At 39.0% G+C, this 17,180-nt stretch carries 14 protein-coding genes; 5 read left to right on the top strand and 9 right to left on the bottom strand.

The features are described 5' to 3' along the window. Window positions 1-640 precede the first annotated feature (640 nt). Together ACQKL5_RS19180 and ACQKL5_RS19175 are read left to right on the top strand one after the other, a co-directional pair. Window positions 641-1,399, top strand: coding sequence for an alpha/beta hydrolase (locus ACQKL5_RS19180; RefSeq protein WP_427610458.1), 759 nt, complete (start codon window positions 641-643; stop codon window positions 1,397-1,399). An 82-nt stretch (window positions 1,400-1,481) separates the two neighbouring features. Beyond that, a complete protein-coding gene (locus ACQKL5_RS19175) occupies window positions 1,482-1,649 on the top strand; it encodes a CsbD family protein (RefSeq protein WP_427610457.1) in 168 nt (55 codons plus the stop codon). 89 nt (window positions 1,650-1,738) lie between these two features. Here the strand turns inward: ACQKL5_RS19175 and ACQKL5_RS19170 are convergent, their stop codons facing one another. The 5 genes from ACQKL5_RS19170 to ACQKL5_RS19150 form a co-directional block, all read right to left on the bottom strand. Beyond that, window positions 1,739-2,881, bottom strand: a complete 1,143-nt coding sequence (locus tag ACQKL5_RS19170; protein WP_427610456.1) for a PP2C family protein-serine/threonine phosphatase — start codon at window positions 2,879-2,881, stop codon at window positions 1,739-1,741. Window positions 2,882-3,160: 279 nt separating this feature from the next. Beyond that, complete coding sequence (locus ACQKL5_RS19165) at window positions 3,161-3,994, bottom strand: CheR family methyltransferase (RefSeq protein WP_427610455.1); 834 nt, start codon at window positions 3,992-3,994, stop codon at window positions 3,161-3,163. A 28-nt stretch (window positions 3,995-4,022) separates the two neighbouring features. Next, window positions 4,023-6,824 (bottom strand): response regulator, encoded by a 2,802-nt coding sequence (locus ACQKL5_RS19160; RefSeq protein WP_427610454.1) that lies wholly within the window; start codon window positions 6,822-6,824, stop codon window positions 4,023-4,025. A 327-nt stretch (window positions 6,825-7,151) separates the two neighbouring features. Continuing rightward, window positions 7,152-8,468 (bottom strand): hemolysin family protein, encoded by a 1,317-nt coding sequence (locus tag ACQKL5_RS19155; RefSeq protein WP_427610453.1) that lies wholly within the window; start codon window positions 8,466-8,468, stop codon window positions 7,152-7,154. 184 nt (window positions 8,469-8,652) lie between these two features. Beyond that, complete coding sequence (locus ACQKL5_RS19150; protein WP_427610452.1) at window positions 8,653-9,084, bottom strand: MerR family transcriptional regulator; 432 nt, start codon at window positions 9,082-9,084, stop codon at window positions 8,653-8,655. A gap of 481 nt (window positions 9,085-9,565) precedes the next feature. On the opposite strand from ACQKL5_RS19150, the gene ACQKL5_RS19145 reads away from it, so the two are divergent. Further along, a complete protein-coding gene (locus ACQKL5_RS19145; RefSeq protein ID WP_427610451.1) occupies window positions 9,566-9,991 on the top strand; it encodes a DUF4395 domain-containing protein in 426 nt (141 codons plus the stop codon). Between the two features lie 37 nt (window positions 9,992-10,028). Here the strand turns inward: ACQKL5_RS19145 and ACQKL5_RS19140 are convergent, their stop codons facing one another. The 4 genes from ACQKL5_RS19140 to ACQKL5_RS19125 form a co-directional block, all read right to left on the bottom strand. Next, entirely contained in the window at window positions 10,029-11,774 is a 1,746-nt protein-coding gene (locus ACQKL5_RS19140) for an FTR1 family iron permease (protein ID WP_427610450.1), read from the bottom strand. A gap of 84 nt (window positions 11,775-11,858) precedes the next feature. Beyond that, a complete protein-coding gene (gene efeB / locus ACQKL5_RS19135) occupies window positions 11,859-13,142 on the bottom strand; it encodes an iron uptake transporter deferrochelatase/peroxidase subunit (RefSeq protein ID WP_427610449.1) in 1,284 nt (427 codons plus the stop codon). Continuing rightward, window positions 13,143-13,985 carry an iron uptake system protein EfeO gene (efeO, locus tag ACQKL5_RS19130; protein WP_427610448.1) on the bottom strand — a complete coding sequence of 281 codons (843 nt, stop codon included), beginning with the start codon at window positions 13,983-13,985 and terminating at the stop codon, window positions 13,143-13,145. A 165-nt stretch (window positions 13,986-14,150) separates the two neighbouring features. Beyond that, window positions 14,151-14,639: a MarR family transcriptional regulator gene (locus ACQKL5_RS19125; RefSeq protein ID WP_427610447.1), complete on the bottom strand. Its 489-nt coding sequence runs from the start codon at window positions 14,637-14,639 to the stop codon at window positions 14,151-14,153. Window positions 14,640-14,771: 132 nt separating this feature from the next. On the opposite strand from ACQKL5_RS19125, the gene ACQKL5_RS19120 reads away from it, so the two are divergent. Both ACQKL5_RS19120 and ACQKL5_RS19115 read left to right on the top strand, forming a co-directional pair. Continuing rightward, the gene (locus ACQKL5_RS19120; RefSeq protein ID WP_427610446.1) at window positions 14,772-16,289 is read left to right on the top strand and encodes an MDR family MFS transporter; all 1,518 of its coding nucleotides are present in this window, start codon (window positions 14,772-14,774) and stop codon (window positions 16,287-16,289) included. Window positions 16,290-16,456: 167 nt separating this feature from the next. Next, window positions 16,457-17,158 (top strand): SGNH/GDSL hydrolase family protein, encoded by a 702-nt coding sequence (locus tag ACQKL5_RS19115; protein WP_427610467.1) that lies wholly within the window; start codon window positions 16,457-16,459, stop codon window positions 17,156-17,158. Window positions 17,159-17,180 lie beyond the last annotated feature (22 nt).

The raw sequence follows: 17,180 nt of genomic DNA, 5'->3' as shown, positions 1-17,180 counted from the left end.
GAAATGTTTGACTTGCTCATTTTGCTTTTTTATAGTGTGTGCTCACTCAAAATTTACGTTGGCGCTTTGTTTTGTTCAGTTTTCAAAGAGCAATTAGCTCGTTGTTCGTTAGAACAACTTGTGTATTCATCATAACACACTACTGATTAGTTGTCAACTTCTGCGAAGTTTTAAACTAATTTTTAATCGCCGTTGTTTCTCAGCGACCATTTCATCTTACCATTTCTTTTATAAGAAGTCAATAGCTTTTTTTGTGTTATTTCTTCTGGCGATCAGCCAAAAGCGAATGAAGTTTTGTTTGTTTACTTGGTGCTTATTTATATTAATCCTATTTCAGTTAAAAGTCAATGCCTATTTTATAAATCACCTGATTAGTTATACTTATTAACCCCACACTATTTCCTGGAGTATTAAGATTACTATCATTGAAGGAAAACTACATTTTCATTCAATATCCAGGCAATCGTTTAACACTCGTTCATTCCAATCAATATTGTAAAATTTCTTAACTTCATATAATTCATTTAAAGAAACTATTATTGACTTTAAAATTTTCTCTATGCTATCATTTAACCAAGTATTATAATCGGAATAGTATTTTTTGAAAATCAATTACTAAGATTTTAAAGGAGATGGATACATGACGTCTGCAAAGGTCATACCAGGTGCGGAATCTTTTTTCTATCCTGGAAACTCAATTGGAATCCTCATTTGTCATGGTTTTAACGGGACCCCCCAAAGCGTTAGGTATATAGGTGAAAGTTTGGCTGCCAAAGGTTTCACCGTTTACGCGCCTCGTTTAAAGGGGCATGGAACAAATGAGCGCGAAATGGAAACGGTTCATTATCAAGAGTGGATTCAGAATATAGAAGCCGCTTATAGAAAGCTAAAGCACACGTGTACACATGTATTCGCATTGGGGCAATCAATGGGCGGTACCCTTGTCTTGGACTTGGCTTCTAAAGTTCCTTGTGATGGAATCCTTACTATCAACGCCGCACTTCAAGTTCCCGAATATAAAATCTATCGCAACCAGAATGCTCCACGATTCATTGCAGAAGGAGCACCCGACATCAAAGACAACAATACTTTGGAAATCACCTATGATCAAGTTCCCATAACAGCAGTCAATCAATTGCTTACGATTATGGATCAAACAATCCAACATCTAGAAAATATTAGCTGCCCGGCCCTTCTCTTCCATTCTCCCGAAGACCATGTCGTCCCGGCTCAATGTTCGAATCAAATATACGATTCTATTAGGTCTCACAGCAAAAAGTTAATATCCCTTGAAAATTCCTATCATGTCGCTTCGCTGGATTTTGACAAAGAATTAATCGTTGAACATGCTTATCAATTCATTGTGAACAACAGCAAAGGAGCAACAATCGCTTCATGAGGGTTTTTATCTCAATATGGTTTACTCCCACTTCAAGCGGGTATATTTAGAGTAGACTAAAAAAACAAGGAGGCAACTCATAATGAGCGGATTATCAGATAAGATTAAGGGTACCGTCAATAAAGCAAAAGGTGAAACAAAAGACCAAGTCGGAAACGCGAAAAATGATCCTCACTTACAAGCAGAAGGAAAACTGGATAAAATCAAAGGGAATATCCAAGAAGGTATTGGAAAAGTGAAGGAAAAATAATTTTCTGACACAATATTCTAAAGCCTAGGGTTACATCTCCCCCCTCATATACAGAAGAGGCTGCAGGTTAACTGCAGCCTCTTCCTTTATCAATTAGCTTGAATTACAACCACACACATATCATCAGGTTGGTCATGCTGGAGTTCAGAGGACATGACTAAATCAATTGGGGCCTTCTCTTCGCAATCGAACCAACGCGTTGAGACAATTTCTTTTATCTTGCCCAGTCCGTCAATTCCTTCTCTATCGATAGCCTCCATCACTCCATCAGTAAATATAAGAATTTGGATTCTATCTTCATAATGAATAACCGTTTTCTCCACTTTAATCTCCGTAAAGAAACCAACTGGGCACGTTCCCTTAGAAAGAGACACTACTTCCCCCTCGTCCATTAAAGCAAAACCTGGTGGATGACCTGCGTTTACATATTCCAAGGTTTTACGTTCAGTATCAATAACCATATATATCGCAGTGAAATAATAGTGAATCTGGTTTTCTTTTTTATTAAGAATACTCATCCAATGATTCATTTCATTTATGACTGCTACGGGATCCGTATGTTTTCGAATGGCATCCCTTAGAACAGAGGAAATAAACATGCAGACAAGAGAAGCCGTTATTCCATGCCCCATCATATCAAGCAAGATAATTCCATATCGTCTCTCATCAATACGGTGCCAGTAGTACATATCTCCAGCTAATTTATTTGCGGGTAAGTACGAAGCCTTTATCGTTAAATGATCACTCTCAACGGGTTCACTCAATAGACTACTCTGCACTTGCATCGATAGATCTAATTCATTCCGTATTTTTTCTTCCTGCATTTTATGCCAATCTTTTTCATATTTAAGCCTAAGTCCCACTCTAATTCTAGCTAATAAGTCAATTTTATTAATAGGTTTCATAATGTAATCAATCCCACCAACATCCAATGCTTCAGCCACTTTGTTTGAATCTTCAAGTGCGGTTACAAATATCACTGGTATGTCTTTTAAATGGGGGATGTTTTGAAGTCTTCTACACGCCTCAATTCCATCAATTTCAGGCATCATAATATCAAGCAGTATAATATCAACAGAAGTCTCAATGGGTTGAGGGCTATCCACTTGTAAATAGTCGAACATCTCATGCGCTGACTTTAATGATAGAAAATCCGCATAGCCAGCCCGCTTTAGAATTTTCTCTATAACGAAGAGATTAACCTGGTTATCATCTACGATTAAAATCGTCATTCTTTTATTCCCCTTTTGGCTTATATCGAGCGGCACCTTTTTATCTTTTGCAGTCGTGCACTATATATCGCAAGGTTTTCCTTAAAAAAGGATTCCCACTATATTATATCTTAATTATACTGTTTTTAAAAAAGATGAATATTTGGTTCAACAAATTCATATAGCTAACTCATTAAATATACCCTTATATCATCAATCTAAACAAAAAACCTCGAATTAGAAAATATTTATAGATATCAAAAAAAAGGAGTTCGCCAGATATGCGCGAACTCCCTTTCCTTATAGTTTTCTATAGATTCTCTCTCTTGCATCAAAATCCTCATATTGTTCCGAGAAGGAAGAGGTACGAATAGATTCTTTACTTCCTACCGCTAGAAAACCATCTTTACAGAGGCTATCATAAAACAATTGATTGACATAAGTTTGCAATTCACCCGTAAAGTAAATCATCACATTTCGACACATAATGATATGGAATTCATTGAACGAACCATCCGTTACGAGATTATGTTGAAAAAATACGACATTCTTGAGAAGATCCGAATCAAGATAAGCATTTTGATAATCCGTCGTATAATACTTCGAAAATTCCTGTTTACCACCCGCTTGCAGATAATTTTTCGTGTAAGACTGCATACGATTGAGTGGTAAAATTCCCTTTTGAGCATGTTTTAGCACCGGTTCATTCATATCGGTTGCATAAATTTTTGCTTTATCATATAGTCCTTCTTCCTTAAGAAGAATTGCCATCGAAAAAGCTTCTTCGCCGGTTGAACAGCCTGCATGCCAGATACGGATTTCAGGAAGTTTCTTCAGTAGCGGAACAATATTCATTCGAAAAGACTTAAAGAAATCAGGGTCCCGAAACATTTCCGTGACATTTATGGAAAAGTCATTCAGAAGTTTCTCAACGAACCCTTTTTCATATAAAACCTTTTCGATCATGCCACTTATTCTTCTAATGCGGTCTAACCGCATTCGATTTTCCACTCTCCGCTGTATGGAAGATCGCATATATTTACTAAAATCAAAGCCAGAGACAGAATAAACGGCTTGCAAGAGCAATTCAATTTCAATATTTTCTCGTTCTTCAACCGTCAAGGTATCCTTCATTCCATTAAGACCTTCCTTACCCTTACTATTAATTCGTCAACCAAACACGTAAAACCGAAAGCAACTGTTCCAATTTTAAGGGTTTACTTACATAATCAGATGCGCCAGCTTTCAGACATTTTTCCCTATCGCCCTTCATCGCTTTTGCAGTGAGTGCAATGATAGGAAGATTGTCGTACTCACTTTGTTCGCGGATTCTAGTCATTGTTTCATAACCATCCATGCCTGGCATCATGATATCCATTAATATGGCATCTATACTGTTTCCTTTTTCAAGGATTTCCAAACATTCATAACCGTTCTCTGCTGTAAGAATTTCCATGCCTTCATTTTTGAGCGCATTTTTCAGAGCAAAAATATTACGGTGATCATCGTCTACTACCAACACCGATTTACCGAAGAAAGGATTAGCGTTTTTCTGCCCCTCTCCATCTAATATCACCACATCGGGTTGCTCTTTCTCAGCAATAGGAGCAGTTTCTTCAACGCTAGCCGTTGCTGCCACTTCTGGAGAAGCCGCAATAGCTTCACCCATGTTTTTAAAGCCCTCTGGCATACTTGGAATGAAGAAGGTAAATGTGCTTCCTTCCCCTTCCTGACTATCGACAATAACCCATCCACCTAATAATTTAGCAAACTCGCGACAGATGGAAAGGCCAAGTCCTGTACCACCGTATTTCCGCATAGTAGCTCCATCACCTTGCTGGAATGCTTCAAATATTAATTTTTGCTTATCTTTCGAAATTCCGATACCCGTATCCTTCACATTAATTTCAACCCAACTATTCGCGCCCTTCGTTTGAATCCACTGAGCGACATTTTCTTCGTCCGCTTTTTTAATTTGGACAGAGACTGAACCTTTCTCTGTGAATTTAAATGCATTGGACAAGAGGTTTTTCAGAATTTGTTGGAACCGTTGTTCATCGGTAAAGAAAATGTCAGGAACGTTCTTATCTTTTGTAACCTTGAAGTCGATGTTCTTTTTCTTCGCAACGTGATCGAAATTCCGATGTAACAAGTCCGGTAATTCACTCATGTTCATTTCCTCAAAGACCACTTCAAGTTTACCCACTTCAACTTTTGATAAATCCAAGATGTCATTGATCAATGTTAGTAAATCCTGACCTGACGAGTTAATGACACGAGCAAATTCCTTCTGTTCTTCATTCAATTTACTGTCACTAGTATCAGAAAGCATTTCCGATAAAATTAAAATGCTATTAAGTGGCGTCCGTAATTCATGGGACATATTTGCCATGAACTCGGATTTATATTTTGAACTTAGTTTTAATTCTTCGGCTTGTTTTTCAAGATTTAATTTTGCGATTTGAAGTTCTTTCGATTTGTCTTCCGTTTCACGGTTTCTCTCTTCTAATTGCTCGTTAATCATACGCAATTCTTCAGCCTGTGTTTGCAGTTCCTCTGATTGCGCCTGCATTTCTTCTGATTGAGATTGCAATTCTTCTGATTGAGCTTGCAATTCTTCAGTCTGTGCTTGTGATTCTTTCAATAGACGTTCTATTTCCATCCGGCCTTCGACATTATTAATGGTGATTCCCAAAGTGTCCAAGACTTGAGTTAAGAATTGTTTCTGCAATGTTGTGAAGTTCTCCAAACTTGCTAATTCAACCATGGCTACCACTTCGTCTTCAAATACAACCGGGGCGATGACGATACTTCTAGGATTAACTTCGCCTAGCCCAGTTGTAACCAATTGGAAGTCCTCAGGGATGCCATCAATGAATTCCACTTTTCTTTCAAGAGCACATTGGCCAATTAAGCCTTCTCCCATGCGGAATTCACTTCGTCCTGCATTCTCGCCATCTCCCGCAAAGCTGGAAATTTTCACAAAACGCATATTCTCCCCTTCGCCACGTCTGATATAAAACGCCCCAAGCGAAGCCCCCATCATCGGTGCAAGTCTCGTGATGAATCTGTCTGCAAGCACTTCCACATCCACAATGCGTTGATACATGGTAGCAATGTCAGCAACTCGGGTTTGAACCCAGTTCTGTCCGCTGATTTTATCGGTGAAGTCTTTTTCCTTACGATTATACGTTTCCAGCGATGCTGCCATTTCATTGAATGAACGAGCAATATCACCAATTTCATCATTTGTACGTATAGGAATTCTCGGTACAACCGATAAATTTTTAAAATCAATATTATTGATGACCTTCGTAATGGATTGCAAATCTTTTGAAGTACTGCGTATCATCCAAACGATAGTCACAGAAATTACTAGAATGCTAAGAATAACAGCAAAAACGGTAAAATTAATCATATCTTCATAGGTTTTTTTGGCATTACTTAACGTATCATTCATTACACTCTCTTGATAATCTTTAAAAGCTCCCATAGTACTGATAACTTTTGTCCGCTTATCCCGCTGATCATTCATTAACATGGAAAGATCGGTGGAGGGGTTTTTGGATTGTATATTCTGAATGATTTCGGACTCGGTTATAGAGTAAGTAACATATTGCGTTTCAAACTCTTTCAATAATTGCCGTGCCTTCGTTTTATTTAACGTTCCCGACAGTTCAGCTATTTTCTGCTCAATCAAATCGTGGTTCTTATTGATGACTTCAAGGCTTTCTGCTCTTTCTTCCTTATTGGCATCGTTGGCCGCAAACAAGATCTCACGGTCAGACTGTGTAAACAACTGGCGAATTTCCATCGACGCAGAAACTTTATAATACCGGTCTTCTACGATTTCAGTCATGCTGCCTTTAAGGTTATTGAGCGTAAACACCATAAAGGAAAGTAGTATAGCTAAAAAAAGCAGGATTAAACCGAATCCCAGCATTTGTTTCCTTTTGAATCCCATTTTGCCAACCGCCTTCTTTCAATATTTATAGTAAGCAAATATTTTAACCACTCGGGTGATAAAAGCTTATTTGTACATTCAATCTTATTTATCTTGTATTTTATTATGCAAAAAGGTTTTAATTACAGTTCCTAGTTTATCATTCTTATAGTGTAAATAGATACCTTGAGCAACCATTTTCCAAGATTTGAATGGCCATTATTAAAAGATTCCTACCATAGTACTATCTAAAAAAATCAGATTATAAACGAGAATTAATACTGTCGAAGACTTTTCTTAAAACAGAAAAAAACCGGATTGCATCTCCGGTTTTTCACATATACATCTTTATTTGATTTTCTTAACTTCTACATATAAAACGTGATGACCATCCATCTCTTTTACCGTGAAGTTAAATCCTTCAAATTCAATTTGGTCACCAACAGCAATTTCGAATCTGCCTGTAAGGAACCAACCACCCAAAGTATCTATATCATCTTCAGGTAACTGAATGGCAAGGGTATCATTAACATCTTCAATTAATGTCTTTGCATCAAACACATAATGTCCCTCAGCGACTTTTTGGATAAGAGGGCGTTCATCTTGGTCAAATTCATCACGGATTTCCCCAACAATTTCTTCGAGAATATCTTCTACCGTAACGAGGCCTGCGGTACCGCCATATTCATCAGTCAACACGGCCATATGAATCCGTTCCTTCTGCATTTTCAGCAGCAGATCATGAATAGGAATTGTTTCAAGAACCCGTATAACCGGCGTGACGAACGAATCAACTGTCAATTCCGAAACATTCTTCTCGGTGATAGTAGCTGTATAAAGACGTTTAATATTGACCATCCCCACTACATTATCCTTATCACCGTCTATAACAGGGTAACGGGTATACTGTTCTTCTTGAATTAGCTCCACGACTTCCAGTAAAGGCATCCCGAGTTCAATAACTGTCATTTCTGTACGCGGTACCATAATTTCATTGGCAATTCGCTCATCAAATTCAAAAATTTGGTTCACATATTTATATTCCGATTGGTTAATCTCACCGCTTTTATAGCTTTCCGATAAGATGATTCGCAATTCTTCTTCCGAGTGTGCCATTTCGGATTCAGAAGCAGGTTTCAATCCGAACATACCTGTAAGGACACGGGCAGAACCATTCAATACCCAGATGAATGGGTATAAAATACGGTAAAATAGAATCAGTGGCTTTGAAAACATTAACGTTACTTCTTCAGCCTTTTGAATCGCTATTGTTTTTGGTGCAAGTTCACCAATAACAACATGTAAGAATGTAACCGATGCAAACGCAATAACGAAGGAAAGAATATGACTAACCGATTGTTCTACACCCCACCTATGGAATAAAGGTTCTAGGATGGCTTCTACGGTAGGCTCTCCTAACCAACCCAAACCTAATGCAGTTACAGTTATACCCAATTGACAAGCAGATAGATACTCATCAATATGTGAAATTACTCTCTTTGCGGATAGTGCATTATTATTGCCCTCTTCAATTAATTGATTGATACGGGAACTCCTTACTTTTACGATTGCAAATTCCGAGGCAACGAAAAATGCGGTTAATGCTATTAATAAAGCCACTGCTAATAATTTTATAAATATCTCCAATATGATCGGGTTTACCATTGATTTTCCTTGATTTGTTCATTGGATAATCAATAGTATAGTCCCAAGCACCTCCTGTATAAATGGTGATTTGTTTGGTAGGTAAAACAAGTTGCACTATGATAGTCGATTCTAAACCATTTAGTGAAGAGGCCCTTACTAGTAATATGCACCGTCATGCACCAAACTATTGGGATAATTTTTATCAAATTAACAACACTAATAGTGATTGAATCAACGTAATGCTTTCATGAGAAATTTGTTTTTTTAGATGAAGTTCATTTTTTTCATCTTTTTTAAGCAAGCTGATTATTTCCCGTAATTCCTCATTCAAGTCATTGATTTTATTTTTGAGTTGAAGTCCTGTTTCTTCAATTACATACGGAGACTTCGAATTCGGTTTTAATAGTTCTTTTATATCTTCTAATGAAAGGTCTTTTCTTTTATACTCCTCGATCCTGCGTAGCCGCTCAAGTTCCTCAACTGAATAATAACGGTAGTTAGAGGAGGAACGTTCTGCTTTTAGCAGACCCATATTAGTATAGTAATCTACAGTTCGCTTCGTAACATTCGCCAGGCTTGCTAACTCGCCAATCTTTAATACCTCGTTCCCAATATAACCCCTCCCAACCGTCACGTGATGGTTTAAGTAAACTTGGACACTACTCTATCCTGATCGTGACATTGTATTGTTAATCTAATCCTACATCATTTCTATTCGCTTGAAAAATATTTATTATCAATTACCTCACTTAATTTTACCCTTAGAAATAAACAAAAAACCAACTACTGTAATAATAGTCGGTCTCATATATTTAATACCATCGTTTATTTTTTTGTTTTTGTTAAAAACTGATTGCTAAGTATTTTGGGACCGCACTGGCATAGGGAAGAATGCTTTAATTTCTTTATCTGGGTACCACATGTTGTACAAACTTTTGCTACCATGAAACCGTCCTCCTTTTATTATCATATTAACATTATACTACCTTCTTCATAATAATCAATACTAAATTAAAATTATTATAAATAAGGTAAACTATAGTCTTTCCCACTTCCCAAATCAAATGTAAAAAGATAAACTTATATAAAACTCATCAGAAAGGTTGGGATTTCTTTTGCCTGATAAAATACGTTCTATTCCGCGTCCTCTTGTCCGAACCAATCAATGGTTTATATTTTTAAGTGTGGTGACTGCCTTATCTACTAGTCAAGTATGGATATTGGCCGTTCCTTTAGTAGCAGGTCTATTAGGTTTGGTCTTTAATTTTAATCCGGTCATGCGCATGGCAAAGCTCTTCCTAAAAAAAGAACCCTCTGCCTATATTCCCGAAGACCATGCACAGCAACAGTTTAACCAGATGATTGCCGTCGTTTGCCTAAGTTTGGGTTTAGTCTCCTTTTTACTGGATTGGAACGTTACTGGCTATATATTTACCGTGATGGTCGGGTTGGCTTCCTTCATTGCCATCCTTGGATTCTGCATAGGCTGCTTTATCCTTTATCAATGGAAGCAATACAATTATCGCCGCTCTCTTCATTGAAAAGCAGGACTGACTTTATCATTGTCAGTCCTTTTTTTCATGCAACTGTGGAATTATTCTTCTTAATCCAAATGGCAGCTACGATAACCAGCAGTAATAAAACAATTTGAGGCACTAAAGTTTCTACTGTCGGATAAAGGCCTATCCATTCAATAAATGGGAAAGTATGAAGTGCATGCGTCTCAAGCACTTGAGAAACTTGAAGTGCATGGATGGAAACACCCAGTATCTTGAATGCCAATGCATAGATGAAGATCGTTGCCACTTTAAAAAAGATCGTCATTGGCATTTTTACGCTGTAACGAAGCATGATGTAACCAATGACCACTAAGATCAGGCAGGCTAGCAAAATCCCTATCAGTAGCTGTTTCAATTCCATATATGGAGCCATTCCAGCATAAAAGATAATCGTCTCCGCTCCTTCTCGGAATATGGATAGGAAGCTGATTAAAGCGAAAGAAAAGATACTGCCTGTTGCGATGGCATGATTCATTTGCTTGCTAATATAACGGTTCCATGCACGAATATTCGATTTACTATGAAGCCAAAATCCTATGGTCATCATCATTAGCACTGCAATTATGCCCGTGACTCCTTCAATATACTCCCGGCTTGATGCGGCCGTAATCTGTGAAAAGACAATATTGATAATGACGGCAAGGATTGCACTTGCTGCCAAGCCTGCACCGACGCCAGACCAAATCCATTTTTGTTTGTCTGCCTGTCCAATTTTCTTTAGGAAGGACAACAGTGTTGCCACGATAAGAAGAGCTTCTAACCCCTCACGTAAAAGGATCAGGGCAGCATCCCATATTGTATAGCTCGTATCATCAATTAGAGGCAGCAGCCGTGTATGTAAGTCTGATATGATTTCTTTTGCTTCCTCTGCTTGTATATTCTTCGATTGCAGCAGGCTGATGGCATTGGGTACCTTAGTTTCCATATCACTGTAAAGCTTGCTATCCCTCGTAGAAACTTCCCCTTCCACATTAGGCCAAATCATTAATACTTCATTTAATTGCTCAATTGCAGAATCGATATCATTTCCTTCTATATCTTCTACAGTATTTTCTAAAAGGACTGTTACGTCGCCTAACGAATACGTTTGCTGAACATCTTTTTCTACCTTTCCTTCAAGAAAACCTTGGATTAAGCCCCTCAGTTCATCAAGATTAGCCCGCGCCTTTTCTGGATCGGGTGGATCTTGCGTGATGGCTATCCGGACAAACGCCATATAGGTTTCCATTTTTCCGTATGAAGCAACACTTTCTTCCCGGACAACAACTTCTGCCTCATTCCATTGATTGAGGAGGTTTTGATATTCACTCTTCGCTTTGCCAAAGTCCTGTTCTTCGATCGTAGCATCCAAATCATTGATTAATGGAAGCAGTGTTTCTAAGCGATCTTTATAATCGGCTTTGTCAACTGGATTTTCTTCCGTATCATAGTTAACAAGAGAAGTGGATAAAGCGGATAATTTCTTTTTTATTTCTCCTGCATCTTCTTGCTTTTTCATCGCATTCTTCAAAGATAGTAAGGATTCGTCAACCTTTTTGGCACCCTTACTTTCTGTTTTTATCTTTTCCCAATCCTTTTCAAAAAGTGTGATATTACTAGAAACCGATTCAAGATCTCCAGATTTCACCTTCATCAGACTATCGCCGATATATACGAAAAGCTGATCGTGGTTTTCACCGGCTGAAGCAGCAGGTATGGCAGACGTCAGAAATATAAGACTGACTAATAAAGCGAACAAACCCTTTCTCCACTTAAAAATAGACATGACAAACTCCCCTTTTATGATAAAAAACGCCAACTCGGATTCCTATCCATGCTGGCGATTTTACCGTCTCTCATTTTATAAAATTCACCCGAAAAGGGTCTCGCCGATATAGCCACCCTTTTTTACACCCGGCAAGCAAGCAAATATGGCACTGCCCCGGTGGATGATATATTCATTTAACTTATCATTCTTTGAAAGACGCTCCTGTATCGGAATAAATTGTTTACTTGGGCTTCGTTGGAAGCAAATAAACAGAAGTCCCGCATTGAAGCTTCCCGTCTTAGGATCCATTCCGTCAGCATATGAATAAGGACGACGCAAGATCTTATTTGTTCCATCACCACGGGATAGAATCATATGGGAGTTCTCAGGAATGATACGATTTCCGTTTTCATCCTTAGGATTTTCATCAACCGTATCAAATTCATTCTTCATTCCTAATGGGGCTCCGCTGTCACGATGACGACCAAATGTATTTTCCTGCTCTTTCAGCGTGGTCCGATCCCACACTTCAATGTACATTTGAATTCGGCGGACGACCATGTAGCTACCCCCTGCAAGCCAAGAAGGGCCATCCCCCGGCTTTACCCAGACATGCTGGTTCATTTCACTGCTTTTCTTCGGATTCACGGTTCCATCTTTAAAACCGAACAAATTACGAGGAGTCGATTTTTTAGAATCAGCCTTCTTCGTACGTTGAAAACCTGTTTGGGCCCAATGGATTATCGTTTTCCCTCTTCCAATCCTCACCAGATTCCGGACGGCATGAAAAGCTACCTGAAGATCGTCTGCGCAGGCTTGGATACAAATGTCCCCTCCACTCCATGATTCTTCTAAGGCATCTAAAGAAAATGAGGGAAGATCTTTCAATTCGGCCGGTTGTTTAGACTTCAAGCCAAAGCGATCTTTTCCATTCTTCGTAAATAGACTAGGACCCACCCCAAAGGTTATCGTCAAGTTAGAAGGGGATAATTCCTCTACTTCCCCTGTATCTTTGGGTGGCATGCTCCTGTTCGAGGAAGCTTCGCCTACCGGTTTGCCAGATGTCATCTGGGCAGCCGCTTCTGTCCAATCTTTAAATAATTGAATTAAGTCTGACCTTTTTTCAGATGTCACTTCTAACGAAGCAAAATAGAGATTATCCTGAGCTTCTGTAGTGATTCCCGCTTGATGAGGCCCATAGAAAGGGACAGTATCATTTGTTTGTTGTCCCTTTGCCTTTGAATCAGATAGGGATAGCATACCGCCTAATCCCGATGCGCCTATTACAACTCCGACCCCACCGATGCCAGCTGTTTTCAACATATCACGACGGCTCACTTTTTTAGAAAAAAGTGAGCTTTCGTCATTTGATGTTTGTTCTTTCAATTAAGACTCCTCCATTACAATCCCTATTTGCGAAAGTGGTTCAGCTAAAGCATCGATAGCCTGGCTTAATGATTTCACCTCAGATTTTGTTAAATCCGTATAAGAAACATATCCATCACCATCTTTATGTTTTTCAAGCAAGCTGTAAACTCCGGCAAAACGCTCTTTGATTTCGGTTGTAAGCGCCTCGTCTTTTTTCTTAAGGGTAGGTATCAATAATTCATATATTTTTTCAGCGCCCTCTACATTGGCAACGAAATCATACAAATCCGTATGAGAATAGCGGTCTTCTTCTCCAGTCACCTTGGATGTAGACACTTCATTAAGTAAATCAACGGCCCCAGTGATTAACACATCAGGTGTTACCTCTACTGTTTCCACTTTAGCACGCAACAGATTCACATCTTTCATTAATTGCTCAGCATACTCTTCATAACCCTTTGTTGTGTTCTCTTTCCATAAGCCCATTTCAATTCGGTGATATCCGCCCCACTCTTCATCCTTGACATCACCTTTACGCGCATCTATTTTAGGGTCGAGATCGCCAAAAATTTCAGCAATGGGTTCAGCGCGCTCATAATGCATGCGAGCCGGTGCATATAACTGCTTCGCTTTTTCAATGTCTCCAGACGTTACGGCCGTCGTGAATTCTTCCGTCGCATTTACAAACTCTTCTATTTCACCTATCGCAAATTCCCGATAGTCGTTGGATACACCATCCAGCGCACTCACGCTTGTCTCCTTAGCATCCACCTCTGCAGGCTTAGTTTCTTCATTTTTCTCCGAACACCCAAATAACAGGCTAGTAGATAATAAAATGGCTAAGGTTGCTTTCGTTTTCATATTCTAGACTCTCCCCTGATAATATTATGATAATTTCTAGATTCATATTATCAATATTGATAATCATTATCAATATATATTTTATTCAGGGTTTCATTCCATTTATTAAGGAATTACACTCTTTTAAAAACCCTTTTATATGGCTTATGGGTCCAAACCATTACCTTATTTCAAGAACTCTCTTCGCTCATTCATTAATACCTCATTTTCTTTTTCCATGATTCTGTTAATATCTTCAACAAATTGAAGAATCAGCGTAAGCTCACTTTCATTATAAGAAGTGCATAAATCGGTTGTAGCGGTAGAAAGTGCATGATAATGTGCTTTGATTTGTTCTTGCCTTTTCGCGATTGGGATAATCATCACGCGTCTTCCATCTAAATGGTCTCTTTCCCTTTTTACATAGCCTGACTTTTCAAGGCGGTCGATTAGCGCCGTAACCGAACCTGTGCTCAATCCTGTTATTTTTGCTAGCTCACCAGCTGTAATCGGTCCGGTTTCATTCAATATTTCAGCAGTCTTCAAATCCGTATGAGCCACCCCTATTTTTTGGGCCATATTTTGTTGGAATAAAACAGTCCTCATTCCGTATCTTTTGAGGCTTTGCTTTAAACTCTCTAAAAGGTCTGCATTCAACCCATTATCGCTTGACATAAAATGCCTCCCCTTTTACACTTGAATTTATCTTGATAATCAAGATAAATGGTTTGATTTTATCTTAACGATTATCGTTCATTCATGCAAAAGAATAAACGAATTGCTTCATAAAAGAGGAGGAAAAATACTTTGGAGAAACAACAAAGAAACCAGAAATTCATTGTTGCCGGACTGTTATTGGGAATCCTGATGTCAGCAATGGACAATACAATCGTTGCCACCGCCATGGGAACGATCGTTTCTGATTTAGGCGGGTTCGATAAGTTTGTCTGGGTCACATCGGCCTACATGGTTGCGACGATGGCAAGTATGCCGATTTTCGGTAAGCTCTCCGATATGTATGGTCGGAAGCGGTTTTTCATTTTTGGGCTTGTCGTCTTTTTAATTGGGTCTGCCCTATGCGGCATGGCACAAAGCATTGTTCAGTTAAGTATTTTCCGGGCCATTCAAGGGATTGGTGGCGGTGCCTTGATGCCAATTGCCTTTACTATCGTCTTTGATATTTTCCCACCTGAAAAACGCGGGAAATTGACTGGACTTTTCGGAGCTGTATTTGGAGCTTCAAGCGTATTAGGTCCTCTTTTAGGGGCATATATAACAGACTATGCTAGCTGGCACTGGATTTTCTATGTTAACGTTCCAATTGGCTTCATTTCATTATTCTTCATCCTGCGTTATTACAAAGAAAAAGCCAACACGCAGAAACAAAAAATTGATTACGCTGGGGCAGCCACACTCGTCATTGCTGTCGTCAGTTTAATGTTCGCCCTTGAGTTAGGTGGAGAGTATGGTTGGTCTTCATTTCCTATCCTTGCTCTGTTTGCAAGCTTTATCGTGTTTTTCGTTTCTTTTTTCTTTTTCGAAAGAAGAGCCAAAGACCCCATCATCTCGTTATGGCTATTTAAAAGGCGGTTATTTGCTACCTCTCAGATTTTAGCGATTCTATATGGAGGCACGTTTATTATTTTAACCGTTTATATCCCGATTTTCGTGCAGGCAGTATACGGAGGTTCAGCTACAAATGCAGGTTTAATCCTCACTCCGATGATGTTGGGATCCGTTGTCGGGAGTGCAATCGGCGGGATTTTCAATTCCAAAACCAGCTTCCGAAACTTAATGACGATTTCCGTCGTTTGTTATTTTGGAGGAATGCTATTATTGGGGACGTTAACTCCTGAAACCAGCAGGACGTTACTAACCTTGTATATGATCCTGACAGGGTTCGGTATGGGCTTTTCTTTCTCCCTTCTTCCAATTGCGTCCATTCACAATTTGGAGCCAAGGTACCGGGGATCAGCGAATTCGACCAATTCATTCCTCCGCTCTTTCGGAATGACGCTAGGTGTCACCATTTATGGAGCAATTCAGAACAATGCGTTCACTAGTAAGATGGCCGATGCCTTCAAAGGCATGCAAGGTGGACCGGATACCTCTGTTCTTACCCAAGATCCGCGGCAGCTATTCCAATCAGATGCGCGTGCCCAAATTCCAGATATGATCCTGGATAAGATTGTTTATGCGATGTCTGATTCCATTGCCTTAATCTTCACTTTGGCTCTGATTCCCATCGCCCTGGCAGCCATCGTTGTTTTCTTTATGGGAAAAGCGAGGGTTGAAACAGCAACACAGGAAAAATCCTCACACTAAATCAAAAGCGCTGGAATTCCAGCGCTTTTTAAAGTTTTCATTAAGAAAAATCGGGTATCCTTTTAATAAAATATCTTTCTTATATGGAAAGAAAAATTTTAGTTTGCTGAAAAACAATTATGCCACTAAAATGAAAAGTAACACATTAACCTATCGAGGTGAACATTTTGAGGATTGTCTGTTTTGGAGATAGTTTAACTAGAGGTATCTCTTATGTTAAAGGCCGGCTTCGTATTATCAAAGAAAATTACCCTAGCTCTTTAGCGAAGTTGACAGAGTCACTGCCATTCGTTGAAGTTTTGAATAAAGGGGTCTTTAATGACAATTCCGACTTGCTAGTCAGCCGGTTTCAGAAAGACGTCATGTCAGAAAATCCGGATATCGTATTAATAGAGGTGGGTGGTAACGATTGTAACTTCCATTGGGAGGAAGTCGCGAAGAACCCCGAAGGAGACCATGAACCTATTGTTCCGATTGATCGGTACCTTGAGAATATCACTCAACTTGTCAAACAAGTACAAGACAAGCATGTCGCACCCTTTCTTTTAACTCTTCCACCTCTGGACCCCACTAGATATTATCGATCTATTGCTGATCGTTTCGGACCTTCCATCGGACATTTTATCTCTCAAGTAGGTGGGATTGAACATTGGCATGGGATGTATAATCGCCAGTTAAAAAAACTTGCCGAAGAATTAAAGGTTCCATTAATCGATGTACGTTCCTATATAAAATCTGCTGGTGATTTGAACCATTTGATTAGTGACGATGGCATTCATCTTACGTCTGAAGGATATCAGCATATGAGTAGGGCCATATTCAGTGATTTGCAAAAGCATTTAACAAAGAGGGCACTAGCACAATCTTAACAAGAAAAGAGGACAAAGCATG

The organism is Peribacillus sp. NPDC097675 (assembly GCF_050277655.1).
Classification (GTDB): Bacteria; Bacillota; Bacilli; order Bacillales; family DSM-1321; genus Peribacillus.
The sequence above is the reverse complement of the archived record's forward strand: the minus strand, read 5'-3'. Positions and strand labels throughout refer to the sequence as shown.

Coding starts and splice junctions, on each gene's coding strand:
- ACQKL5_RS19180 (WP_427610458.1), top strand. CDS start 641: ATGACGTCTGCAAAGGTCATACCAGGTGCGGAATCTTTTTTCTATCCT.
- ACQKL5_RS19175 (WP_427610457.1), top strand. CDS start 1,482: ATGAGCGGATTATCAGATAAGATTAAGGGTACCGTCAATAAAGCAAAA.
- ACQKL5_RS19170 (WP_427610456.1), bottom strand. CDS start 2,881: ATGACGATTTTAATCGTAGATGATAACCAGGTTAATCTCTTCGTTATA.
- ACQKL5_RS19165 (WP_427610455.1), bottom strand. CDS start 3,994: ATGAAGGATACCTTGACGGTTGAAGAACGAGAAAATATTGAAATTGAA.
- ACQKL5_RS19160 (WP_427610454.1), bottom strand. CDS start 6,824: ATGGGATTCAAAAGGAAACAAATGCTGGGATTCGGTTTAATCCTGCTT.
- ACQKL5_RS19155 (WP_427610453.1), bottom strand. CDS start 8,468: ATGGTAAACCCGATCATATTGGAGATATTTATAAAATTATTAGCAGTG.
- ACQKL5_RS19140 (WP_427610450.1), bottom strand. CDS start 11,774: ATGTCTATTTTTAAGTGGAGAAAGGGTTTGTTCGCTTTATTAGTCAGT.
- efeO (WP_427610448.1), bottom strand. CDS start 13,985: ATGAAAACGAAAGCAACCTTAGCCATTTTATTATCTACTAGCCTGTTA.
- ACQKL5_RS19125 (WP_427610447.1), bottom strand. CDS start 14,639: ATGTCAAGCGATAATGGGTTGAATGCAGACCTTTTAGAGAGTTTAAAG.